Annotated in this window: 19 protein-coding genes and 1 tRNA gene; 15 read left to right on the top strand and 5 right to left on the bottom strand. The window is 68.2% G+C overall.

Features of this window, described 5'->3' with window-relative positions; all coding sequences use genetic code 11:
- The first annotated feature begins 8 nt into the window (after nt 1–8).
- From kdpC to ACZ5R1_RS10645, 3 genes are all read left to right on the top strand, one after another.
- Nucleotides 9–560, top strand: coding sequence for a potassium-transporting ATPase subunit KdpC (kdpC, locus tag ACZ5R1_RS10655; protein ID WP_145247720.1), 552 nt, complete (start codon nt 9–11; stop codon nt 558–560).
- Nucleotides 557–3,181 (top strand): sensor histidine kinase, encoded by a 2,625-nt coding sequence (locus ACZ5R1_RS10650; RefSeq protein ID WP_074582566.1) that lies wholly within the window; start codon nt 557–559, stop codon nt 3,179–3,181. The genes kdpC and ACZ5R1_RS10650 overlap by 4 nt, the downstream gene beginning before the upstream one ends.
- A 62-nt stretch (nt 3,182–3,243) precedes the next feature.
- Nucleotides 3,244–3,933: a response regulator gene (locus tag ACZ5R1_RS10645; RefSeq protein ID WP_241810241.1), complete on the top strand. Its 690-nt coding sequence runs from the start codon at nt 3,244–3,246 to the stop codon at nt 3,931–3,933.
- Nucleotides 3,934–4,237: 304 nt separating this feature from the next.
- Here the strand turns inward: ACZ5R1_RS10645 and ACZ5R1_RS10640 are convergent, their stop codons facing one another.
- The 4 genes from ACZ5R1_RS10640 to ACZ5R1_RS10625 form a co-directional block, all read right to left on the bottom strand.
- Nucleotides 4,238–4,612: a histone-like nucleoid-structuring protein, MvaT/MvaU family gene (locus ACZ5R1_RS10640; protein WP_007158514.1), complete on the bottom strand. Its 375-nt coding sequence runs from the start codon at nt 4,610–4,612 to the stop codon at nt 4,238–4,240.
- Nucleotides 4,613–4,960: 348 nt separating this feature from the next.
- Nucleotides 4,961–5,536 (bottom strand): hypothetical protein, encoded by a 576-nt coding sequence (locus tag ACZ5R1_RS10635; RefSeq protein ID WP_027599529.1) that lies wholly within the window; start codon nt 5,534–5,536, stop codon nt 4,961–4,963.
- Between the two features lie 158 nt (nt 5,537–5,694).
- A tRNA-Asp gene (locus tag ACZ5R1_RS10630) sits at nt 5,695–5,771 on the bottom strand.
- Between the two features lie 164 nt (nt 5,772–5,935).
- A complete protein-coding gene (locus ACZ5R1_RS10625; RefSeq protein WP_464713180.1) occupies nt 5,936–6,883 on the bottom strand; it encodes a LysR family transcriptional regulator in 948 nt (315 codons plus the stop codon).
- Nucleotides 6,884–7,063: 180 nt separating this feature from the next.
- Between ACZ5R1_RS10625 and ACZ5R1_RS10620 the strand changes: the two genes are divergently transcribed.
- From ACZ5R1_RS10620 to ACZ5R1_RS10595, 6 genes are all read left to right on the top strand, one after another.
- Entirely contained in the window at nt 7,064–8,362 is a 1,299-nt protein-coding gene (locus ACZ5R1_RS10620; RefSeq protein ID WP_027602175.1) for an MFS transporter, read from the top strand.
- Nucleotides 8,363–8,374: 12 nt separating this feature from the next.
- Nucleotides 8,375–9,559 carry an L-rhamnonate dehydratase gene (gene rhmD, locus ACZ5R1_RS10615; protein ID WP_027599531.1) on the top strand — a complete coding sequence of 395 codons (1,185 nt, stop codon included), beginning with the start codon at nt 8,375–8,377 and terminating at the stop codon, nt 9,557–9,559.
- A 21-nt stretch (nt 9,560–9,580) separates the two neighbouring features.
- Nucleotides 9,581–10,915, top strand: coding sequence for an MFS transporter (locus tag ACZ5R1_RS10610; RefSeq protein WP_288492381.1), 1,335 nt, complete (start codon nt 9,581–9,583; stop codon nt 10,913–10,915).
- A gap of 20 nt (nt 10,916–10,935) precedes the next feature.
- Nucleotides 10,936–11,736 carry an aldolase/citrate lyase family protein gene (locus tag ACZ5R1_RS10605; protein ID WP_464713179.1) on the top strand — a complete coding sequence of 267 codons (801 nt, stop codon included), beginning with the start codon at nt 10,936–10,938 and terminating at the stop codon, nt 11,734–11,736.
- Nucleotides 11,737–11,749: 13 nt separating this feature from the next.
- Entirely contained in the window at nt 11,750–13,183 is a 1,434-nt protein-coding gene (gene aldA, locus ACZ5R1_RS10600; protein WP_464713178.1) for an aldehyde dehydrogenase, read from the top strand.
- A gap of 126 nt (nt 13,184–13,309) precedes the next feature.
- Nucleotides 13,310–13,534: a DUF2188 domain-containing protein gene (locus ACZ5R1_RS10595; protein WP_042133910.1), complete on the top strand. Its 225-nt coding sequence runs from the start codon at nt 13,310–13,312 to the stop codon at nt 13,532–13,534.
- A 20-nt stretch (nt 13,535–13,554) separates the two neighbouring features.
- Here the strand turns inward: ACZ5R1_RS10595 and ACZ5R1_RS10590 are convergent, their stop codons facing one another.
- Nucleotides 13,555–14,463, bottom strand: coding sequence for a LysR family transcriptional regulator (locus tag ACZ5R1_RS10590; protein WP_181083710.1), 909 nt, complete (start codon nt 14,461–14,463; stop codon nt 13,555–13,557).
- 367 nt (nt 14,464–14,830) lie between these two features.
- On the opposite strand from ACZ5R1_RS10590, the gene ACZ5R1_RS10585 reads away from it, so the two are divergent.
- The 6 genes from ACZ5R1_RS10585 to ACZ5R1_RS10560 all read left to right on the top strand — a co-directional run bounded on the left by ACZ5R1_RS10585 (nt 14,831) and on the right by ACZ5R1_RS10560 (nt 22,372).
- Nucleotides 14,831–15,994 (top strand): isovaleryl-CoA dehydrogenase, encoded by a 1,164-nt coding sequence (locus ACZ5R1_RS10585; protein WP_027602170.1) that lies wholly within the window; start codon nt 14,831–14,833, stop codon nt 15,992–15,994.
- A 10-nt stretch (nt 15,995–16,004) separates the two neighbouring features.
- Nucleotides 16,005–17,612 (top strand): carboxyl transferase domain-containing protein, encoded by a 1,608-nt coding sequence (locus ACZ5R1_RS10580; protein ID WP_288463849.1) that lies wholly within the window; start codon nt 16,005–16,007, stop codon nt 17,610–17,612.
- Nucleotides 17,613–17,615: 3 nt separating this feature from the next.
- A complete protein-coding gene (locus tag ACZ5R1_RS10575) occupies nt 17,616–18,416 on the top strand; it encodes an enoyl-CoA hydratase-related protein (protein WP_464713177.1) in 801 nt (266 codons plus the stop codon).
- Entirely contained in the window at nt 18,413–20,347 is a 1,935-nt protein-coding gene (locus ACZ5R1_RS10570; RefSeq protein WP_464713176.1) for an acetyl/propionyl/methylcrotonyl-CoA carboxylase subunit alpha, read from the top strand. Before ACZ5R1_RS10575 ends, ACZ5R1_RS10570 begins: the two co-directional genes overlap by 4 nt.
- Nucleotides 20,344–21,258: a hydroxymethylglutaryl-CoA lyase gene (locus ACZ5R1_RS10565; RefSeq protein WP_464713175.1), complete on the top strand. Its 915-nt coding sequence runs from the start codon at nt 20,344–20,346 to the stop codon at nt 21,256–21,258. The genes ACZ5R1_RS10570 and ACZ5R1_RS10565 overlap by 4 nt, the downstream gene beginning before the upstream one ends.
- 79 nt (nt 21,259–21,337) lie before the next feature.
- Nucleotides 21,338–22,372, top strand: coding sequence for a LacI family DNA-binding transcriptional regulator (locus tag ACZ5R1_RS10560; RefSeq protein ID WP_042133898.1), 1,035 nt, complete (start codon nt 21,338–21,340; stop codon nt 22,370–22,372).
- Nucleotides 22,373–22,481 lie beyond the last annotated feature (109 nt).

Here is a 22,481-nt window from a genome sequence, read left to right as displayed (position 1 = left end):
AGACCGCCATGCTCATGCAATTGCGTTCCGCCGTGCTGATGCTCCTGTTGCTCAGCGCCCTGACCGGGGGCGCCTACCCCCTGCTGGTGACGGTGCTCGGCCAGGTGCTGTTCGCCGACCAGGCCGGCGGCAGCCTGATCCAGCGCGCCGACGGCAGCGTGGTCGGCTCACGCCTGATCGCGCAGAAATTCAGCGGCCCCGAGTGGTTCCAGCCGCGCCCCTCGGCTGGCGACTACGCCACCGTCTCCAGCAGCGCCAGCAACCTGGCCCAATCGGCACCGGCGCTGCGCGAGCGGATCGAGAAGGCACTGCCCGAGGTCCAGGTGACCGGCCAGGGCCCGGTGCCCCAGGAACTGGTGACCACCTCCGCCAGCGGCCTCGACCCGGACCTCACCCCGGCCGGCGCCCGCTATCAGATCGCCCGGGTCGCGGCCGCGCGCGGCCTGGCCCCGGAACGCCTGGAAGCCCTGGTGAGCGAACAGACGCGCACCTCGCGCTTCGGTCCGGCAACGGTTAATGTCCTGCTCCTCAACCTGGCCCTGGCAGACCTGAGCAAATGACCGACAGCACCGGGCGCGCCGAAGCGCTGCTCGCCGAACACCGCGAAGGCCGTGGCCGCCTCAAGGTCTTCCTGGGGGCGGCGCCCGGCGTGGGCAAGACCTACGCCATGCTGCAGGCGGCCCAGACCGCCCTGCGCCAGGGCCGCCGGGTGCGCGCCGGGATCGTCGAAACCCATGGGCGGCGGGAGACCGCCGCCCTCCTCGCCGGCCTGCCGCAGCAACCCCTGCGGCGGGTCGAGCACCGCGGCCTCAAGCTCAGCGAACTGGATCTGGAAGGCCTGCTGGCGGATCCGCCGGAGCTGGTGCTGGTCGACGAACTGGCCCACAGCAACGCCCCCGGTAGTCGCCATGCCAAGCGCTGGCAGGACGTCGAAGACCTGCTCGCGGCCGGCCTCAACGTCTACACCACGGTCAATGTCCAGCACCTGGAAAGCCTCAATGACGAGGTGCGCGACATCACTGGCGTCCAGGTGCGCGAGACCGTGCCGGACCAGGTACTGCTCGATGCCGATGACCTAGTGCTCATCGACCTGCCACCGCGGGAATTGCTGGAGCGCCTGCGCGAGGGCAAGGTCTATGTGCCCGAGCAGGCGCGCGCGGCCATCGATGCCTTTTTCAGCCAGACCAATCTCACCGCCCTGCGCGAGCTGGCCATGCGCACCGCCGCCGCCCAGGTGGATTCGGCGCTCGCCCTGAGATACCGCCAGCAGGGCCAGGCCGCCCCGCCGCTACTGGGTCGCCTGATTGTCGGCGCCGGCACCGCACCTTCGGCGGAGCGCCTGGTGCGCCATGCCAGTCGCCTCGCCGACCAGCGCCACCTGCCCTGGACCCTGGTCCACGTCGACACCGGCCAGCCGCTGGACGACGCCGCCCGCGCCAACCTCCAGGCCAGTCAGCGCCTGGCCGAACGCCTAGGCGGCGAGGTGCTGACCCTGCGCGACAGCGATCCGGCCCGCGCCCTGGTCCGCCATGCCCGCGACCAGCGCGCCAGCGTGCTGCTGATCGGCCGCGGCCGGCCGCGCGGCTTCAGCTTGCGGCGCCGTCTGGCGAGTCGCCTGCTGCGCCTGGCCCAGGGGCTGGAGATCGCCATCCTCGATCTGGATCGCGACGCCCCGCCCGCCGCCCGCCCGCGCCGGTCCATCAAGCCCGGACCCTATGGCGCCGCCGTCCTGGCGACCGCCGTGGCCGCGGCCATCGCCGAAGGCCTATCGGGACTGCTGGAACTGCCCAATATCTCGCTGATCTTTCTGGCCGCCGTCCTGCTGGTGGCGGTACGCAGCAGTCGCGGTCCGGCGCTGTTCTGCGCCCTGCTGGGCTTTCTCGCCTACGATTTCCTGTTCATCCCGCCGGCCTTCTCGCTGACCATCAACCGCGAGCAGGACGTCCTCACCCTGGCCTTCTTCCTGTTGATGGCCCTGCTCACCGGCGACCTGGCCGCCCGTCAGCGGCGCCAGCTGCAGGCGCTGCGCCGGACCCAGCGCGAGACCCTGGCGCTGCTGGACTTCACCCGCCAGCTGAGCGCTGCCAGCGATCGTCAGGCGGTGGCGAGCGTCACCCTCAAGCAATTGGGCGACGCCACGCGCCACGTCTGCCTGCTGTTGCCGGAAAAGGCGGGGCAGCTGGTGAGCCAACCGGGCGATCTGCACCTGGCCGACAACGAACGCATCGCCGCCGAATGGGCCTGGAAGCAGGAAAAGCCGGCGGGTCGCGGCACCGATACCCTGCCCTCCGGCGGCTGGTGGTGGTGGCCGCTGCTGGGCGAGGGCGGCAGCCTGGCCGTGCTGGGCGTACGGCGTGACGATGCCCAGCCGCTGGATCACGCCGAGCGTCGCCAGCTGGCCAGCCTGGCGCAGCCGCTGGCCCAGGCCCTGGCCCGGGTGCGCCTCAGCGAGGATCTCGAGGCCGCGCGCCTGCACGGCGAGACCGAACAGCTGCGCAGCGCCCTGCTCGCCTCGGTGTCCCACGACCTGCGCACACCGCTGACGGTGATGCGCGGCTCCATCGATGCCCTGGCGACTCTGGGCGAAGCCATACCCGCCAGCGATCGCCAGGAGTTGCTGGACGCCACCCGCCAGGAGGCCGAACGCCTCGACCGCTATATCCAGAATCTGCTGGACATGACCCGCCTCGGCCACGGCAGCCTGCAGCTGGCGCGGGACTGGGTCGACCCCGGCGACATCCTCGCCAGTGCCCTGCAACGCCTGCAGCCGCTGCTGACGGGATTGCGGGTAGCCACCCGGATCGAGCCGGGTCTGCCGCTGCTCTGGGTTCATCCGGCGCTGATCGAACAGGCGCTCGTCAATGTACTGGAGAACGCCATCCGCTTCTCCGCACCCGGCGGGCGGCTGGAGATCAGCCTGCTGCGCCAGGGCAATGAACTGCAGCTGGCCGTGGCCGACGAAGGCCCGGGCATTCCGCCCGAGGATCGCACGCGGATATTCGACATGTTCTATACCGCGGCGCGCGGCGATCGCGGTGGCCAGGGTACCGGTCTGGGTCTGGCGATCTGCCAGGGCATGGTTGGCGCCCATGGCGGACGGGTCAGCGTGGAAGACGGCCTGGACGGTCGCGGCACCACGATGCGCATGCACCTGCCGCTGCCCGCTCCTCCGGCGGCATAAGACTGGCTCATGCGGCAGCCGCAGCGGCTATGATGACGCCCTCTCGTGTGGAACCCGTTCAGATGCCCGCTCACGTCCTCGTCATCGACGATGAACCCCAGATCCGCAAATTCCTGCGCATCAGTCTCGCGGCCCAGGGCTACCAGGTCAGCGAAGCCGCCACCGGCACCGAAGGCCTGGCCCAGGCGGCGTTGGGCCAGCCGGACCTGGTGATCCTCGACCTGGGTCTGCCCGATCGCGACGGCCAGGAGGTGCTGGTCGAATTGCGCGAATGGTCCGCGGTGCCGGTGCTGGTGCTGTCGGTGCGGGCGGACGAGCGCGAGAAGGTCCGCGCCCTGGATGCCGGCGCCAACGACTACGTGACCAAGCCCTTCGGTATCCAGGAATTCCTGGCGCGCAGTCGCGCCCTGTTGCGCCAGACCTCGGCCACGGCGAGCCAGCAGGTGGCGGCGCTGGAGGTTGGCGATCTGAAAGTGGATTTCGCCTATCGCCGGGTCACGCTGGCCGGCAGCGAAGTGGCCCTGACGCGCAAGGAATACGCCGTACTGGCCGCCCTCGCCCAACATCCGGGACGGGTGGTGACCCAGCGACAATTGCTGATCGATATCTGGGGCCCGACCCATGCGCAGGACAGTCATTATCTGCGCATCGTGATTGGCCATCTCCGACAGAAGTTCGCGGACGACCCGGTAGCGCCGCGCTATATCGTCACGGAGCCCGGCGTGGGTTATCGCCTGCGCGCCGAAGGTTAGCCGTGCTGGGCTGAATGCCGCTTATCCAGTGCGGAAACAAGCCGCCTTCGCCGTTATCCCCGCACCCTAGACCCTCTGCATAAGTCTGAATGGCACTGGCCTTTCTTATGAGCCTAGAGGCGACTAAAAGATATGATGAATGCGGGGGTGATTGCAGCTAGAGCAGCTGCCTGGAACATATTCGTCCCTGGTAAAGACTTGGAGAGGGCGGAAGTGCGCGAGGTGAAGAGGCTGCAGCGGTGGGAAAAGATTCCAGTCGGTAGACTCGCCTTGCACGGCTACCGACTGCAATCCCGTCGAGACGTTACTGCAACCAGCCTTCCACGGTATCGGCGCCGTGTTCGGCTTTCCAAGCCTTGAGCAACTTGTGGTTGCCGCCCTTGGTTTCGATGATTTCGCCGGTCTTGGGATGCTGATAACGCTTGGTGCTGCGCGGACGACGCTTGCCTGCCGGCTTTTCCGGGTGCGGCGTCTGCGCCTTGTGCTTGGGGGCAGCGTTGGGATCCAGGATGCCGATGATATCGCCCAGGTTCATGTGGTATTCATCCATTAGGGCCTGGAGCTTACTTTCGAATTCGATTTCTTTTTGCAGGGAACTGTCCTGCTTGAGATCTTCGAGCAGCTGCAATTGGGCGCGAAGTTGCTCTTCGGCGGCACGGAATTCGGCGAGACGGGACATGGGCACTCCTGAGGGCTATTTGAAAAAGCGGGTGGAAACTTCGCCCGCAGGCGAAAGTTGCACGCGACAATAAAGGATTGATGCCCCGGATGCCAGCGACAAGTAATCCTTTTGAAAAAATAGAGGCCACTTCTTGTGTCTGCAAGTTTGAATATTAAGAAAATCTTAAGCCAGGCCGCGGATTGGCGCCAACAAGGTCTTGCGAGGCCTCTTCGCAAGTTACCCGGTAGTAACCGAAGCCATCAAAGAACAGCCAGCCAAGTAAGAACGCTCAACTAAACTGCATAATCATGCAGAAGTTGGCAAAACTTCCGGGCTTGGACCTGGCTAGACGCTCTGGCATGCGCCTCAGGCCGAGGCGTCCAGGTCTGGCTGGGCTTCGGGCAGGGGCTGCCAGTTGAAGGTCTGGGCTATTACCCGGCGGTATTCGGTATCTATGGCCACGGGCGTGCGCCGGATATAGTCCCGCGCATGGGCCTGCCGCTCGTGATCGAGGGTGCGCAGATAGTGGAGCGCTTCGGCCGCTGTGGGCATGCGCTGATTCAGACCACCACTGCGCGGCGGCAAGGCCGTCCAGACCACGGCGTCGACGCCCTGCTCCGCGGCCCAGGCGGCGATGCGCGGCTGAAAAGGCGAATGCGGACCACTCGGCCAGCTGCCGATGCATTCGGGCTGCTCTCTTGGCACCCCCTCGCGCTCACGCAGGGCGTCGCGCGCTTCTTCCAGGGTGTCGACCGCCAGATAGGCCCAGAGCACCTGGACCTCGGCCACACCGTCACAGATGACCGTGGCCAACTCGCCGCTGTCACCTTCCCGGGCGAATTCGATGGGCAACCTGGGGCCGTCCTCGAACCAGTCCGAGGCGACCGGCAATTCCGCCGCCTTCCAGATCAACGACCCCCAACCCAGACAGGCGATCTTCATGGCCACTCCTACGCATCGACGTTAGGCCATTGGAGACTAACGAAGCGTCGGGGGTTTCCTGGCGGCAAGACTTGGCGACAAAGGTGCAGGACGAAAAAAAAGCGGCCGCAAGGGCCGCTTCTTTCGTTACCCGCGAGCCAGAGCTCGCGGGTGGTAGGTGGCGCAGCGGACGGGACTCGAACCCGCGACCCCCGGCGTGACAGGCCGGTATTCTAACCGACTGAACTACCGCTGCGCATGGAAGCCTTGCGGCATCCTGCTGGCACTTGCCGAGAACCTGTTCAGCGGGGTTCTCTGCACCAGCGGCCGCTAAGATACTGATTTATCAGGGAAGAAACAACAGGCGTAGCGAAAATATTTCTCGCCGTGCACAGCCGGCGGCGTCCCACGCCATCTCGTTCAGGCCGCGGCGCCAGCGGCCTGCTGCCTGAGCAGGCCGAGAAAGCCTTCCAGGGCCGCGCCGGGTACCTGCCCCGTGCGCAGCAGGATACCGAAGGGCGTCAGGGGTTCGATGATCTCCAGGTCGAGCGAGACCATCAGCCCGGTACGCAGGTGATCGCGCACCACCGCCTCGGTCAGCACCAGGATGGCGTCGGTGATCTGTACCAGCTGCAGCATGGCGAACACCGAGCCGCATTCGATGACGTCCGCGGGAGGTGGCAACTGGCGCCGGGCGAAGGCGGCCTCCAGCGCCACCCGGGCCGGACTGGCTTCGGGCTGCAGGATCCACGGCCACTCGGCCACCAGTTCGGCCAGATCGGGCGCGGCGCGCCCGGCCAGCGGATGCCCGGTGCGCACCACCACCGCCAGGTGCTCGTTGCCCAGGGGCTCGAAGGTGAAGCGACCGAGATCGGCCGGCTGGGTGAAACGGGCGATGGCCACATCGATCCGCTCCTGCTCCAGCAGCTCGGTGAGCTGGTCGCTGGTGTCGCCGAGGATGCGTAGCTGCAGGCCCGGCTGGCGCGCCTTGCTCTCGGCGATGGCCCGCACCACCAGATCGGGCAAGGCGCCCATGATGGCGCCCACCGCCAGATGCCCATAGCCACCGGAGCGCCGCGCATCGAGGTCTTCGGCGCAGCGATCCAGGCCATTGAGGGCGCGCCGGGCGAACTCCAGGATCTCTGCCCCCAGCGCCGTGGGCTTCAGGCCGCGCGCCTGGCGTTCGAACAGCGCGCAGCCAAAGGCTTCCTCGACGTCCTGCAGCATCCGCGTGGTGGCTGGCTGGGACATGTGCAGGGCTTCCGCGGCGCGGTGCAGATTGCGGGTGCCGGCCAGGGTCACCAGCATCAGCAGGTGCTTGTAGCGCAGGCGACTGAACAGCGCGCGGGCATGGGGGGAAGCGTTCATTGGCGGCGTCCTGATGGGGCGAGCGGCGGCGGGTCCTGCAGGGCGGGAAGGCTCTGGCCAAGCCCCGCGCACGAATCGATACCTTAAGGGTATCGGTCCTAAACAAAAAGCGATTATCCAGGCATTGCAACTGCGACTACCTTGAGCCGTGGCCGAATCACAACAACAAGAGAGATCGCCATGCACACCACCCTGTCACCGGGGCTGGTCGCCAAGGTCACCCGGCGCCTGCTGCCCTTCCTGCTGCTGATGTACGTCATGGCCTTTCTCGACCGGGCCAACGTGGGTTTCGCCAAGGTCGCCTTCCAGGCCGACACCGGCATCTCCGACGCGGCCTTCGCCTTTGGCGCCGGGGTCTTCTTCGTCGGCTACGCCTTTCTCGAGATTCCCAGCAACCTGATCATGCACCGCGTCGGCGCCCGGCTGTGGATGTGCCGGATCATGGTCAGCTGGGGTCTGATCTCCGCCGCCATGATGTTCGCCCATACGGCGACGGCCTTCTATGTGCTGCGCTTCTTGCTCGGGGTGGCCGAAGCCGGCTTCTTCCCGGGCGTCATCCTCTACCTCACCTACTGGTTCCCCTCGCGCTACCGCGCCCGGGCCCTGGGTTTCTTCTACTTCGGCGCGCCCCTGGCCTTCATCTTCGGCAGTCCGCTGTCGGGCCTGCTGCTGGAATTCGACGGCTTCGGCGGTCTGCACGGCTGGCAATGGATGTTCCTGGTCGAAGGGCTACTGGCCAGCCTGGTGGGTGTCTGGGCCTGGTTCTACCTGGACAATCGGCCGCGCGATGCCCGTTGGCTGAGTGCGGAAGAAAAGCAGACGTTGCAGCAGGCGCTGGACGCCGAGGACGCCGCCAAGCCGCACCATGGCGGGCTGCTGCGCCTGCTCGGTCAGCCGCGCATCCTGCTGCTGTGCAGCATCTACCTGCTGATCCAGGCCAGCGTCTATGGCGTGGTCTTCTATCTGCCGACCCAGGTGGCCGGGCTACTCGGGCAGAAGGTCGGGCTGCTGGTCGGCCTGGTCTCGGCGATTCCCTGGATCTGCGCCCTGCTCGCCGCCTGGCTGATCCCCAGCTGGTCGGATCGCACCGGCGAACGCCGGCGCACCGCCGCCGCCACCCTGGCCATCTCCGGTCTAGGCATCGCCGCCTCGGTAACCTTCTCGCCGCTCTATGCGCTGATCGCCCTGTGCTTCGCCGCCGCCGGCTTCATCGCCGTGCAGCCGCTGTTCTGGACCTTTCCGTCCGACCAGTTGCGCGGCAGCGCCGCCGCGGGCGGCATCGCCCTGATCAATACCTGCGGCGCCATCGGCGGCTTCATCGCGCCTCTCGCCAAGCGCTGGGCCGAGGTGACCTTCGCCCACCCCGGCGCCGGCCTCTATCTGCTCGCCGGCACCACCCTGGTCGCCGCCGCCCTGATCCTCGGCCTGCGCCGCCGCGACCAGGCCGATCCCCAACCCCAGCTCACGCCCAGTCATTAAGGGAGCCTCGCCATGACCCTACCCACCATCAAGCAGGTGCGCGCCTACACCCTTCGCGGCGGCGGCGCCGACTACCACGACCAGGGCGACGGCCACTGGATCGACGACCACATCGCCACGCCCATGGCCAAGTACCCGGAATACCGCCAGAGCCGGCGCAGTTTCGGCATCAATGTGCTGGGCACCCTGGTGGTGGAAGTCGAGGCCAGCGACGGCACCGTGGGCTTCGCCGTCACCACCGGCGGCGAGCTGGGCGCCTTCATCGTCGAGCGGCATCTGGCGCGCTTCCTGGAGGGTGCCAAGGTCACCGACCTGGAAAAGATCTGGGACCAGATGTACCTCTCCACCCTCTACTACGGGCGCAAGGGCATCGTGCTCAACACCATCTCCGGGGTGGATCTCGCGCTCTGGGACCTGCTCGGCAAGCTGCGCCAGGAGCCGGTGCACCAGTTGCTCGGCGGCGCCGTGCGCGACGAATTGCAGTTCTATGCCACCGGCGCCCGGCCGGACCTGGCCAAGGAGATGGGCTTCATCGGCGGCAAGTTGCCGCTGCAGCATGGCCCGGCCGAGGGCGAGGAAGGCTTGCGCAAGAACCTGGAGGCCCTGGCGACCATGCGCGAACGGGTCGGCGACGACTTCTGGCTGATGCTCGACTGCTGGATGAGCCTGGACCTCAACTACGCCACCCGCCTGGCCCAGGGCGCCCAGCAATTCGGTCTCAAGTGGATCGAGGAGGCGCTGCCACCGGACGACTACTGGGGCTATGCCGAACTCAAACGCAACGTGCCGAAGGGCATGCTGGTCACCACCGGCGAGCACGAGGCCACCCGCTGGGGCTTCCGCCTGCTGCTGGAAATGGGTTGCTGCGACATCCTCCAGCCCGACGTCGGCTGGTGCGGCGGCCTCACCGAGCTGATCCGCATCTCGGCCCTGGCCGATGCCCACAACGCCCTAGTGGTGCCCCATGGCTCCTCGGTCTACAGCTACCACTTCGTCATCACCCGCACCAACAGTCCCTTCGCCGAGTTCCTGATGATGGCGCCCAAGGCCGACGAGGTGGTGCCCATGTTCCATCCGCAGTTGCTCGACGAACCCGTCCCGGTGCGCGGCCGCATGCGCGCCTCGGCGCTGGATCGGCCCGGCTTCGGCGTGCGCCTCAATCCGGAGTGCGCCCTGGAACGTCCCTATCGCCACTGAGGCCTTGCCCAGGAGGGCTGGATGAAAGCGACCCAAGACACCCTGGCGACGCCCCTGCCGGATGTGCGCCCCGCGGCAACGCCGCTGCCACCCAAGAGTGCCCGGCTCAAGCGGGTCCAGGTGATCGCCCTCGCGCTGCTGGTGCTGGCCGGCTTCGTCAACTACCTGGACCGCAGCACCCTGGCCATCGCCAACCAGACCATCAGCGGCGAACTGGGCTTCACGCCGACCGAGATGGGCCTGCTGCTGTCGGCCTTCGCCTGGGCCTATGCCTTCGCCCAGCTGCCCATCGGCGGCCTGTTGGATCGCTTCGGCGCGCGCCTGACCCTGGGCCTGGGCATCTGCCTCTGGTCCATCGCCCAGGGCGTGCTCGGGCTGCTCAGCAGCCTGCACCTGATGATCCTCGCCCGCGTCGGCCTGGGCATCGGCGAGGCGCCGCAATTCCCGGCCGGCGCCAAGGTGGTCAGCGAGTGGTTCAACGTGCGCGAGCGCGGCCTGCCCTCCGGCATCTTCAACCTCTCCTCCTCGCTGGGACCGGCGATCTCCCAGCCGATCCTCACCGCCCTGCTGCTATGGCTGGGCTGGCGGCAGATGTTCATCGCCATGGGCGTGCTGGGCGTCCTGGTGGCGGCGCTCTGGTACCTGAGCTATCGCGACCGGGTCCAGGTGGCGCTGGACGCCGCCGAGCGGGCGCACCTGGACGCCGGGCTGCCACCCCAGGACGCCGGCCAGCGACTGACCTTCGCCGACTGGCTGGGGCTGTTCCGCCGCCGCCTGACCTGGGGCGTGGTGATCGGCTACGTGGGCATCATCTACATGCTGTCGCTGTTCCTGACCTGGCTGCCGGCCTACCTGGAGCGGGTCCACCACCTGTCCCTGTCCCAGGCCGGCTGGGTCGCCAGCCTGCCGTTCCTGGCCGGCGCCTGTGGCGTGATCGGCGGCGGCCTGCTGGTGGATCGCCTGACCCGCAGCGGGCGCAGCCTGGCCTTCAGCCGCAAGCTGCCGATCTGCGGCGGTCTGGCCGCAGCCGGGCTGTTCGCCCTGTGCAGCGCCGGGGTGGCCGGCATCGGCAGCGTCATCCTCTGCTTCAGCCTGGCGCTGTTCAGCCTCAACGTGGCGGTGGCCGGCACCTGGTCGCTGGTCAGCGTCGCCGTGCCCTCGCATCAGGTCGCCTCGCTGGCCAGCATCCAGAATTTCGGCGGCTACTTCGGCGGCGCCTTCGCCCCGGTCATCACCGGCATGATCGTCCAGCAGACCGGCTCCTTCGGCCTCGCCCTCGGCATCGCCGCCGCGGTCGCGGTGGCCGGTGCCCTGAGCTACGGCCTGCTGGTGCGCCTGCCCGACACCCCTTCCTGATTCCCCTGGAGACCACCGTCATGGACCTGCCACGCAATCCCTTCAAGGCCCGCCTCACGGGCAGCGATACCCTCTATGGCCTCTGGGCCGGATTCGCCACCGGCTATGCCGCCGAAATCGCCGCCAGCACCGGCTACGACTGGCTGCTGATCGACGGCGAACACGCACCCAACACGGTACCGAGCATCCTCGCCCAGTTGCAGGCGGTGGCGCCCTACCCCACGGCGCCGGTGGTGCGCTGCGTGACTGGCGATGCGGTGCTGATCAAGCAGTTGCTGGACATCGGCGTGCAGACGCTGATGGTGCCCATGGTGGAAACCGCCGACCAGGCCCGCGCCCTGGTGCGGGCCATGCGCTATCCCCCGCATGGCATCCGCGGCGTCGGCGGCGGCCTGGCCCGCGCCACCCGCTGGGACGCGGTGCCCGACTACCTGCACAACGCCCATACCGAGCTGTGCCTGATCGTCCAGGTGGAGTCGCGCCTGGGCAGCGACAACGTCGCCGAGATCGCCGCGGTGGAAGGGGTGGATGCCGTCTTCGTCGGTCCGGCCGATCTCTCCAGCGGCCTCGGTCACGCCGGCAATCCGGGCCATCCCGAGGTGCAGGCGCGCATCCGCGCCGCCATCGACGCCACCCGCGCCGCCGGCAAGGTGGCCGGGATCCTGGCGCCCCAGGAAGACGATGCCTGGCGTTATCGCGACTGGGGTTGCCAGTTCGTCGCCGTCGGCATCGACATCAGCCTGTTCCGCCAGGCAGCGCTGGCCAACCTGGCCCGCTATCGCCCCCTCGACGCGCCCCAGGCGCCCTCTCGCACCTACTGACCCGGAGTCCGCCATGGCCGATCTGCCCCTTTACCAGAACTATATCGACGGCCGCTTCCTGCCGGCCGCCGAGGACTTTCTCGTCCACAACCCGGCCACCGGCGAGGCCCTGGCCCGGGTGCCGGCCTCCAGCCGCGACAACGTCGACCAGGCCATCGCCGCCGCTCGCCGCGCGCAAAAGGCCTGGGCCCGCAAACCGGCGATCGAGCGTGCCGGCCATCTCAGGCGCATCGCCGCCAAGCTGCGCGAGCAGGCACCGCGACTGGCCCAAACGATTGTCGCCGAACAGGGCAAGATCCACGGTCTGGCCGAGGTGGAGGTCAATTTCACCGCCGACTACCTCGACTACATGGCCGAGTGGGCGCGGCGTATCGAAGGCGAGATCATCACCAGCGACCGACCCGACGAGCAGATCTTTCTGCTGCGCAAGCCACTGGGCGTGGTGGCCGGCATCCTGCCCTGGAACTTCCCCTTCTTCCTGATCGCCCGCAAGCTGGCGCCGGCGCTGCTCACCGGCAACACCATCGTCATCAAGCCCAGCGAAGAAACCCCGATCAATGCCCATGAATTCGCCCGCCTGGTGGCCGAGACGGATCTGCCGCCCGGGGTGTTCAACCTGGTCAGCGGCGCCGGTTCCGTAGGGGGCCAGCTCAGCGCCCATGCTGGCATCGACATGGTCAGCTTTACCGGCAGCATCGCCACCGGCTCGCGGATCATGGCCGCTGCCGCACCGAATTTGACCAAGCTGAACCTGGAGCTGGGCGGCAAGGCGCCGGCCATCGTCCTGGCCGATGCCGACCTGGACCTGGCGGTCCGGGCGATCCGCGATTCACGCATCATCAACACCGGGCAGGTATGCAACTGCGCCGAACGGGTCTATGTGGAGCGCGCGGTGGCCGAGGACTTCATCGAGCGCATCGGCCGCGCCATGGCCGCCACCCGCTATGGCGACCCCCAGGCCGACACCAATGTGGAGATGGGACCGCTGATCAACGCCGCCGGTCTGGACAAGGTGGCGGCCAAGGTCGACGTCGCCCTCGGCCAGGGCGCCCGCCTGGTCACCGGTGGCCGTCGTGCCGACCTGGGTCGCGGCTTTCACTTCCAGCCCACGGTGCTGGCGGACTGTCGCGCGGACATGCCGATCATGCGCGAAGAGATCTTTGGCCCCGTGCTGCCGATCCAGATAGTCGATGATCTCGACGAAGCCATCGCCCTGGCCAACGACTGCGAATACGGCCTCACCTCCTCCGTCTATACCCGCAGCCTGGGCAAGGCCATGCACGCCATGCGCGAGATCGACTTTGGCGAGACCTACATCAATCGGGAGAACTTCGAAGCCATGCAGGGCTACCACGCCGGGGTGCGCAAGTCCGGCATCGGCGGCGCCGACGGCAAGCACGGCCTCTATGAGTACACCCATACCCAGGTGGTCTATCTGCAGGGCTGAGTAGCGCGGCCTGGTCCCCTGCCGGGCCTGGCTGGGCCGCTTCGCTCGAATGTTCTTGGGCGAACGCGGGTCGAAACAGCTGCAACCCAAGACCAGGCAAGGGCCAAAGGGCCCCAGGGAGACCAGATGCAGAACTACCACATCCTACCCACCGACACCGGCTGGGAATTCAAGGAAGAGCACGGCGATCGCGCCCTGCTCAAGGCCTCGACCAAGGACGCCATCGTCCACCAGGCGGCGCAATACCTGGACGGCAAGACCGGCAGCGTCAAGATCCACACCGCGGATGGCCGCATCGAGGAAGAGCGCACCTATCCACGCAGTGCGGATCCGGCGCAGTCCAGGGGCTGAGGTCGAGGCGCCTTGCCCTGCTACCCCGCCGCCGACACGAGGAACTGCCGAAACGCCTGGGCCCCAGGGCCCAGGCGCTCCTCGGGACTCCAGATCAGGCCCAGCTCCATGGGCGGGATGGTATCGGCCACCGGGCGGGCTTCCAGCTTGCGGCCTTCCAGCGACCAGCCGCGATAGAGCATGTCGGAGAGGATGGTCACGCCGAAGCCGTGGGCGACCAGGCCGCGCAGGGATTCCATGGACGAGGTCTTGAACACCACGTTGGGTTCCAGGCCTGCCGCGCGCCAATAGCGCAACGTGGAGGTCTCGCCTTCGTCCACCGTGGCGAGGATGTAGGGATAGGGGGCGATATCGGCCAGGGTGACGCGCTCCGGCGCCAGCAGCGGATGGGCGCTGGGCAGCCAGAGCTGACGCGGCGAGCGCATCAGCAGATGACGCTCGAAGGGCTGGGTGGCGTCGACGTTGGAGATGACGGTGAGACCCAGCTCCAGGGTGCCGTCGGTGATGCCGGCTTCGATGCTGGGTCGGTCCATGTCGCGCAGGTCGATGTCGATCTGCGGATAGCTGCGCTTGAAGCGCGCCAGCAGGGTCGGCAGGTAGTAGCCGAGCACTGCATAGGAGGCGCCGACGCGCGCCTGGCCAGTCAGGGCATGACTCTGGAACAGCGGCTGGCTGACGGCGTCCTGCAGGGTGTCGAGGATGTGCCGGGCATGGTGATAGAACTGGTGCCCCTCGGCGGTGAGCTTCACCCCATGGGGCAGGCGCTCGAACAGCCGCACGGCGAGCATCGCCTCCAGCTGGCTGACCGCCGTGGTGACCGCCGACTGGCTGACGTTGACCGCGCTGGCGGCCAGGGAGAACTGGCTGTTCTCGGCGGCGGCGACGAAATAGCGCAGTTGCCGCATCGAGATGTCCTTGAGCAGTGCCATCTGATTTTCCAATACCTGGATTCTATTTTTATCGTTTCACGATAGCGCATTTCTCCTCCTAGACTCAGAGGCACAGGCGCGCCGCCTTCCTCTCGCGGTCGCCATGACAAGAACAATGAACAGGAGGACGGACCATGAGCGCCCTGGCGCCCGCGTTCCGCACCCGCGCGTCGAGCGCACCCTTGCCCAGCCGTCGGCGGCCCTGCCCGACGTCCTTGCGGCTATCGCTTTCGGGCCACGCCCGCGCCTGGCCGATAACGCCGCCCCGCCCTGTCCCTTTCCGCTCCGCACCGTGCCTGGCGGCCGCCCTGCGCACGCCTGTTTGGCTGACCGCTCGCACCCGACAATCCCAACAACAGGTGACCCCATGAGCTACCCGAGTCTCAACTTCGCCCTGGGCGAGACCCTCGACCTGCTGCGCGATCAGGTGCGCACCCTGGTCGCCCGCGAGGTGGCGCCCCGCGCGGGCGAGATCGATGCCAGCAACAGCTTCCCCATGGATCTCTGGCGCACCTTTGGTGACCTGGGGCTGCTCGGCATCACCGTGGGCGAGGAATACGGCGGCGCAGGACTCGGCTACCTGGCCCATGCGGTGGCCATGGAAGAGATCAGCCGCGGCTCGGCTTCGGTGGCCCTGTCCTATGGCGCCCACTCCAATCTCTGCGTCAACCAGATCCACCGCAATGGCAGCGCCGCGCAGAAGGCCCGCTACCTGCCCAGCCTGGTCAGCGGCGAGCACGTCGGCGCCCTGGCCATGAGCGAACCCAACGCCGGCTCGGACGTGGTCTCCATGAAGCTGCGCGCCGAACGCCGCGGCGATCGCTATGTGCTCAATGGCAGCAAGACCTGGATCACCAACGGCCCCGATGCCCACACCTATGTCATCTACGCCAAGACCGAACCGGAAAAGGCGGCCCATGGCATCACCGCCTTCATCGTCGAGCGTGACTGGAAGGGTTTCAGCCGCGGCAGCAAGTTCGACAAGCTGGGCATGCGCGGCTCCAACACCTGCGAGCTGTTCTTCGACGACGTGGAGGTGCCGGAGGACAACGTGCTGGGCCAGGTCAATGGCGGGGTCAAGGTGCTGATGAGCGGCCTGGACTACGAGCGGGTGGTCCTCGCCGGCGGCCCGGTGGGCATCATGCAGGCCTGCCTGGACGTGGTGCTGCCCTATGTCCACGACCGCAAGCAATTCGGCCAGAGCATCGGCGAATTCCAGCTGATCCAGGGCAAGGTGGCCGATCTCTACACCGGCCTCAACGCCAGCCGCGCCTATCTCTATGCCGTGGCCCAGGCCTGCGACCGCGGCGAGACCACCCGCAAGGACGCCGCCGGGGTGATCCTCTACACCGCCGAGAAGGCCACCCAGATGGCCCTGGAAGCCATCCAGATCCTCGGTGGCAACGGCTACATCAACGAATACCCCACCGGCCGCCTGCTGCGCGACGCCAAGCTCTACGAGATCGGCGCCGGCACCAGCGAGATCCGCCGCATGCTGATCGGCCGCGAGCTGTTCAACGAAACCCGGTGAGGACGCCTTCATGACCGTGCTGACCTCCACGCTGAACCGGCGCACCCCGGACTTCCAGCGCAACGCCGCCGCCATGGCCGAACAACTGGCCCGGCTCGACGGGCTGCTGGCGCGCATCCGCGAAGGCGGCGGGGCCAAGGCCCAGGCGCGCCATACCGCGCGCGGCAAGCTGCTGCCCCGCGCGCGCATCGATCTGTTGCTGGACCCGGGCTCGCCCTTCCTGGAAATCGGCGCCCTGGCCGCCCTCGACGTCTACGAGGAAGAGGTACCGGCCGCCGGGGTGGTGGCCGGCATCGGCCGCATCGAGGGCGTCGAGTGCATGATCATCGCCAACGACGCCACGGTGAAGGGCGGCTCCTACTATCCGCTCACGGTAAAGAAGCACCTGCGCGCCCAGGCCATCGCCCTGCAGAACCGGCTGCCCTGCCTCTATCTGGTGGATTCCGGCGGCGCCAACCTGCCGCGCCAGGAGGACGTCTTCCCCGACCGCGAGCACTTCGGGCGGATCTTCTTCAACCAGGCGACCATGAGCGCCCAGGGCATCCCGCAGATCGCCGTGGTGATGGGTTCCTGCACCGCCGGTGGCGCCTATGTGCCGGCCATGAGCGACGAGACCATCATGGTGCGCCAGCAGGCCACCATCTTTCTCGCCGGCCCGCCGCTGGTGAAGGCCGCCACCGGCGAGGTGGTCAGCGCCGAGGAGCTGGGCGGCGCCGATGTCCATTGCCGGACCTCCGGCGTGGCCGACCACTACGCCGAAGACGACGCCCATGCCCTGGCGCTGGCCCGGCGCTGCATCGCCAACCTCAACTGGCGCAAGCTGGGCGACTTGCAGCTGAAGACGCCTATCCCACCCCTCTACCCGGCCGAGGAACTGCACGGTCTGGTGCCGGCCGATCCCAAGCAGCCGCTGGAGGTGCGCGAGGTGATCGCGCGGCTGGTGGACGGCAGCGTCTTCGATGAATTCAAGGCGCAATTCGGCACCACCCTGGTCTGTGGCTTCGCCCACCTGCACGGCCATCCGGTGGCCATCCTCGGCAACAACGGCATCCTCTTCGCCGAATCGGCGCAGAAAGGCGCGCACTTCATCGAACTGGCCTGCCAGCGTCGCATCCCGCTGCTGTTCCTGCAGAACATCACCGGCTTCATGGTCGGCAAGAAATACGAGGAAGGCGGCATCGCCAAGCACGGCGCCAAGCTGGTCACCGCGGTGGCCTGCGCCCAGGTACCCAAGTTCACCGTGATCATCGGCGGCAGCTTTGGCGCCGGCAACTACGGCATGTGCGGTCGCGCCTACGATCCACGCTTCCTGTGGATGTGGCCCAACGCGCGCATCGGCGTGATGGGTGCCGAGCAGGCGGCCGGGGTGCTGGTGCAGGTCAAGCGCGAGCAGGCCGAACGCGCCGGCGAGGCCTTCGACGACGAGGAGGCGGCGCGGATCAAGGCCCCCATCGTCGAGCAGTACGAACGCCAGGCCCATGCCCACTATTCCAGCGCGCGGCTGTGGGACGACGGGGTGATCGACCCGGCCCAGACCCGCGAGGTCCTCGCCCTGGCCCTGTCGGCCAGTCTCAACGCCCCTCTCGAGCCGACGACCTTCGGCGTCTTCCGGATGTAGGCCATGACTGACTTCCACACCCTGGAACTGATCCGTGATCCACGCGGCTTCGCCACCCTCTGGCTCGATCGCCCGGATCGCCACAATGCCCTGGATGCGCAGCTGATCGCGGAGTTGGGCAGCGTGCTCGCCGAGATCGCCAGCGATCAGGAACTGCGCTTTCTGCTCCTGCGCGGCCGCGGGCGGCACTTCTGCGCCGGCGCCGACCTCGCCTGGATGCAGGCCTCGGCCCGCCTGGACGCCGCCGCCAATCGCGCCGACACCGAGCGCCTGGCCGAGGTGATGTATCGCCTGCAGGCCTTGCCGATGCCGACCCTGGCGGTGGTCCAGGGCGCGGCCTTTGGCGGCGCGGTGGGCCTGGTCAGCTGCTGCGACCTGGCCCTGGCCGCGGGCGACGCCATCTTCTGCCTGTCGGAGGTGCGCATCGGCCTGGTGCCGGCGGTCATCGCGCCCTTCGTGACTCGCGCCCTGGGCGAGCGCATGGCGCGGCGCTACATGCTCGGCGCGGAGCGCTTTTCCGGCGAACGCGCCGCCGAACTGGGCCTGGTGGCCGAGACGGCGCCGGCTGCCGACCTGGACACCCTGGTCGAGGCCTGGATCGCCCGGCTGCTGGACAACGGGCCCCAGGCATTGCGCGCCTGCAAGCGGTTGCTGGACGGCGCTGGCGCGGGCGCACCCCCCGACGAGGTGCGCTCCTTCACCGAGGGCCTGATCGCCGAGGTACGCGTCACCCCCGAAGCCCAGGAAGGCCTGCAGGCCTTTCTGGAGAAACGTCGTCCCGCCTGGCAGGAGACCTCGCCATGACCTTCGACCGTCTGCTCGTCGCCAACCGCGGCGAGATCGCCTGCCGGGTGATGCGTACGGCCAAGGCCCTCGGCCTGGGTACCGTCGCCGTGCACAGCGCCATCGATGTCGACGCCCGCCATGTGCGCCAGGCCGATCAGGCAGTGGACCTGGGCGGGACCAAGCCGGCCGACAGCTATCTGCTGGGCGAGCGCATCATCGCCGCGGCCCTGGCCACCGGCGCCCAGGCGATCCATCCGGGCTACGGCTTCCTGTCCGAGAATGCCGCCTTCGCCGAGGCGGTGGCCGCGGCCGGGCTGGTCTTCGTCGGTCCTCCCGCCGCGGCGATCCGCGCCATGGGCAGCAAGTCCGCGGCCAAGGCGCTGATGACCGATGCCGGGGTGCCCCTGGTGCCGGGCTATCACGGCGAGGACCAGTCCCTGGCCACCTTTCGTGACGCCGCGGCGCGCATCGGCTATCCGGTCCTGCTCAAGGCCACCGCCGGCGGCGGCGGCAAGGGCATGAAGATCGTCGAACACGAAGCCGACCTGGCCGAGGGCCTCGCCTCGGCCCAGCGCGAAGCGCTCTCGGCCTTTGGTGATGCGCGGATGCTGGTGGAGAAATACGTGCTGCAACCGCGCCACGTGGAGATCCAGGTGTTCGCCGATGGGCACGGCCATTGCCTCTATCTCAACGAACGCGACTGCTCCATCCAGCGCCGCCACCAGAAGGTGATCGAGGAGGCGCCCGCGCCGGGTCTCACGCCCGAATTGCGCCGGGCCATGGGCGAGGCGGCGGTGCAGGCGGCCCAGGCCATCGGCTACGTCGGCGCCGGCACCGTGGAATTCCTGCTCGACGCCCGTGGCGACTTTTTCTTCATGGAGATGAATACGCGGCTGCAGGTGGAGCACCCGGTCACCGAGGCCATCACCGGCCTGGACCTGGTGGCCTGGCAGCTGCGCGTGGCCGCGGGCGAAGCCCTGCCCCTCACCCAGGCGCAGGTGCCCTTGCACGGCCATGCCATCGAGGTGCGCCTCTATGCCGAGGACACCGACCAGGGCTTCCTGCCGGCCTCGGGCACCCTGCAGCTCTATCGCGAGCCCGCGGCCGGTCCGGGGCGGCGAGTGGACAGCGGCGTAGAGGAAGGCGACGAAGTGTCGCCCTTCTACGATCCCATGCTGGCCAAGCTGATCGCCTGGGGCGACAGCCGCGAACAGGCGCGCAAGCGGTTGCTGGCCATGCTCCAGGACACCGCGGTGGGCGGCTTCGCCACCAACCTCGCCTTCCTGCAGCGCCTGCTCGCCCATCCGGCCTTTGCCGCGGCGGAGTTGGACACCGGTTTCATCGAGCGGCATCAGGCGGCCTTGCTGCCCGCACCCGCAGAACTGCCGGAGGCCTTCTGGACCCTGGCGGGCCAGGCCTGGCTGGCGACGCTGCCCGCCGCTGCCGATCCCACGTCACCCTGGGCGTCCCGCCAGGGCTGGCGCCTGGGTGGACCACCACGCATCGCGCTGCGCCTGGCCTGTCGTGGCGAGGTGCGCAGCCTGAGCCTGGTCGACCCGCTGGCCGTCGCATTGAGCGGTGATCGGCTCCACTGGCAGGTGGACGGCGTTCGCCACAGCGCCCGTCTCCATCGCCGAGGGCCGACGCTGTTTGTCGAATGGCAGGACCGTTTCGAAGCCGTCACCTGGGCCGATCCGCTGGCCGAGGTCGCGCGCCAGGCGGATGCCGGTGGTCTTACCGCGCCGATGAACGCCAGTGTGGTAGCCGTCTCGGTGGCCGTCGGCGACGCCGTGGAAGCCGGGGCCCCGCTGGTGGTGCTGGAGGTGATGAAGATGGAGCACAGCATCCGCGCGCCCCGTGCGGGCGTGGTGGCGGCGCTGTTCTGCAGCCCGGGCGAGCTGGTGGCCGAGGGCACCCCCCTTATAGAACTGGAGGAGGTGGCACCATGAGCGAGGCCCTGCCGTCCCGGGTGCGGCTGGTCGAGGTCGGACCCCGCGATGGCCTGCAGAACGAGCCCCAGGCGCTGGGCATCGCCGAGCGCATCCAGCTGTGCACGGCGCTGATCGCCAGTGGCATGCATCATCTGGAGGTGGGCAGCTTCGTCTCGCCACTCTGGGTGCCGCAGATGGCCGGGACCGCCGAGGTGCTGGCAGGACTCGGCCGGCCCGAGGGCGTGGTGCGTTCGGTACTGGTGCCCAACCTGAAAGGTTTCGAAGCCGCCCTGGCGGCGGGGGTGGACGAAATCGCCGTGTTCGCCGCCGCCTCGGAGGGCTTCTCCCAGCGCAACATCAATTGCTCCATCGCCGAGAGCCTGGCGCGCTTCGTGCCCGTGGTCGAGGGCGCGCGGGCGGCGGGCATCCGGGTGCGCGGCTATGTGTCCTGCGTGCTGGGCTGCCCCTACGATGGCGAGGTCGCAACCGACCAGGTGGCGAGCGTGACCCGCGAACTGCTGGAGCTGGGCTGCGCCGAGGTCTCGCTCGGCGATACCATCGGCGTCGGCACCCCGGGTCGGACCCGGGCGCTCTGGCAGCGGCTGGGCCGGGAGGTGCCCCTTAGCCAACTGGCCGGGCATTTCCACGACACCTATGGCCAGGCCCTGGCCAACGTCTACGCCAGCCTGCTCGAAGGCGTCGCGGTGTTCGACAGCTCCGTCGCCGGGCTCGGCGGCTGTCCCTATGCCCAGGGCGCCAGCGGCAATGTCGCCAGCGAGGACCTGGTCTATCTGCTCGACGGCCTGGGCATAGCGTCCGGCGTCGACCTGAAGAGACTGGTCGAGGTCGGACAGAACGTTTCCGCCCTGCTCGGTCGCCCCAATCAATCGCGGGTCGGCCGCGCCCGGGCAACGCGAGCGGTCAACTAGCCGGGGCTCTGGCCGGCGCCCATGGCAACCGCCGGGCCTTGCTCTCATAATGGCAGCCTCTCTCATCCAAGGACCCGCTTTGGCCAGGAAGTCCCGACGCGAAATCGCCCAGCTCGATGGCACCACCGAGCTGCCCCTCACCGTGCGCGAGGTCGCCCTCGCCGCCGGGGTGTCGCCCATTACCGTGTCCCGGGCACTGCACCGCCCGAGCCTGGTGAGCGCCGCCACCCGCGAGCATGTCCTGGCCGTGGTCAAGGAACTGGGCTACGTACCCAATCTGCTGGCGGGCAGCCTGGCCTCCAGCAAGAGCCGGCTGGTGGCCATCCTCTTGCCCACCATCGCCAATTCCATCTATGCCACCGTGGTGCAGGCGATCATGGATCGCCTCACCGCGGCAGGCTACCAGGCGCTGATCGGTCCCACCGGCTATTCACCGGAAAAGGAAGAGGAACTGCTGGAAGCCATCCTCGGCCGCCGCCCCGATGGCATCGTCCTCACCGGCACCCTGCACACCCCGGCGAGTCGCGCGCGGCTGGCGGCGCTGAACATCCCGGTGGTGGAAGCCTGGGACCTGAGCGCCGAGGCCCTGGACATGCAGGTGGGCTTTTCCCACGAGCAGGTCGGCGTGGCCCTGGCGGAGCACTTCGTCGCCCGCGGCTATCGCCGCTTCGGGGTGATCTCGGTGGACGATCCTCGCGCCATGCGCCGCAACCTGGCTCTGCAGGCCCGCCTGGTCGAACTGGGCATCCCCGAATTGCCCATGGAAGTGCTGCCCCTACCCGCCACCTGGGAAGTCGGCCGCATCGGCCTGGCGCGCCTGCTGGAACGCCCCGAGCCCCCGCAACTGGTGCTGTGCAGCTCCGACACCCTGGCCCTGGGTGTGGTCGCCGAAGCCAGCAGCCGCGGCCTGCGCATCCCCGAACAGCTGGCGGTGGTCGGCTTCGGTGATACCACCAACGGCCGCTTCGCCACCCCGGCGCTGTCCACGGTCAGCGTCAACGCCGATGCCATGGGCCAGCGTGTCGCCCAGGCGCTGCTCGACCGTCTCGCGGGCGATCAAACTGCGGTAAGCCTCGACACCGGTTTCGCCCTGATCGAGCGCCAGAGTTCCTAGCCACTTTTTTGCGCCCAGCCACAGATTTAGCAGTTGAATGATAGCGTTATCTGTTTAATGATAGCGCTATCGTTGTCAGACGACTTACAACCTAAGCCCGCTACACGAT

Source organism: Pseudomonas sp. Pso3, from assembly GCF_055393275.1.
The sequence above is the reverse complement of the archived record's forward strand: the minus strand, read 5'-3'. Positions and strand labels throughout refer to the sequence as shown.

What these genes read in the sequence shown, in the direction of transcription:
- kdpC (WP_145247720.1), top strand. Translation starts at nt 9, where the DNA reads ATGCTCATGCAATTGCGTTCCGCCGTGCTGATGCTCCTGTTGCTCAGC.
- ACZ5R1_RS10650 (WP_074582566.1), top strand. Translation starts at nt 557, where the DNA reads ATGACCGACAGCACCGGGCGCGCCGAAGCGCTGCTCGCCGAACACCGC.
- ACZ5R1_RS10645 (WP_241810241.1), top strand. Translation starts at nt 3,244, where the DNA reads ATGCCCGCTCACGTCCTCGTCATCGACGATGAACCCCAGATCCGCAAA.
- ACZ5R1_RS10640 (WP_007158514.1), bottom strand. Translation starts at nt 4,612, where the DNA reads ATGTCCCGTCTCGCCGAATTCCGTGCCGCCGAAGAGCAACTTCGCGCC.
- ACZ5R1_RS10635 (WP_027599529.1), bottom strand. Translation starts at nt 5,536, where the DNA reads ATGAAGATCGCCTGTCTGGGTTGGGGGTCGTTGATCTGGAAGGCGGCG.
- ACZ5R1_RS10625 (WP_464713180.1), bottom strand. Translation starts at nt 6,883, where the DNA reads ATGAACGCTTCCCCCCATGCCCGCGCGCTGTTCAGTCGCCTGCGCTAC.
- ACZ5R1_RS10620 (WP_027602175.1), top strand. Translation starts at nt 7,064, where the DNA reads ATGCACACCACCCTGTCACCGGGGCTGGTCGCCAAGGTCACCCGGCGC.
- rhmD (WP_027599531.1), top strand. Translation starts at nt 8,375, where the DNA reads ATGACCCTACCCACCATCAAGCAGGTGCGCGCCTACACCCTTCGCGGC.
- ACZ5R1_RS10610 (WP_288492381.1), top strand. Translation starts at nt 9,581, where the DNA reads ATGAAAGCGACCCAAGACACCCTGGCGACGCCCCTGCCGGATGTGCGC.
- ACZ5R1_RS10605 (WP_464713179.1), top strand. Translation starts at nt 10,936, where the DNA reads ATGGACCTGCCACGCAATCCCTTCAAGGCCCGCCTCACGGGCAGCGAT.
- aldA (WP_464713178.1), top strand. Translation starts at nt 11,750, where the DNA reads ATGGCCGATCTGCCCCTTTACCAGAACTATATCGACGGCCGCTTCCTG.
- ACZ5R1_RS10595 (WP_042133910.1), top strand. Translation starts at nt 13,310, where the DNA reads ATGCAGAACTACCACATCCTACCCACCGACACCGGCTGGGAATTCAAG.
- ACZ5R1_RS10590 (WP_181083710.1), bottom strand. Translation starts at nt 14,463, where the DNA reads ATGGCACTGCTCAAGGACATCTCGATGCGGCAACTGCGCTATTTCGTC.
- ACZ5R1_RS10585 (WP_027602170.1), top strand. Translation starts at nt 14,831, where the DNA reads ATGAGCTACCCGAGTCTCAACTTCGCCCTGGGCGAGACCCTCGACCTG.
- ACZ5R1_RS10580 (WP_288463849.1), top strand. Translation starts at nt 16,005, where the DNA reads ATGACCGTGCTGACCTCCACGCTGAACCGGCGCACCCCGGACTTCCAG.
- ACZ5R1_RS10575 (WP_464713177.1), top strand. Translation starts at nt 17,616, where the DNA reads ATGACTGACTTCCACACCCTGGAACTGATCCGTGATCCACGCGGCTTC.
- ACZ5R1_RS10570 (WP_464713176.1), top strand. Translation starts at nt 18,413, where the DNA reads ATGACCTTCGACCGTCTGCTCGTCGCCAACCGCGGCGAGATCGCCTGC.
- ACZ5R1_RS10565 (WP_464713175.1), top strand. Translation starts at nt 20,344, where the DNA reads ATGAGCGAGGCCCTGCCGTCCCGGGTGCGGCTGGTCGAGGTCGGACCC.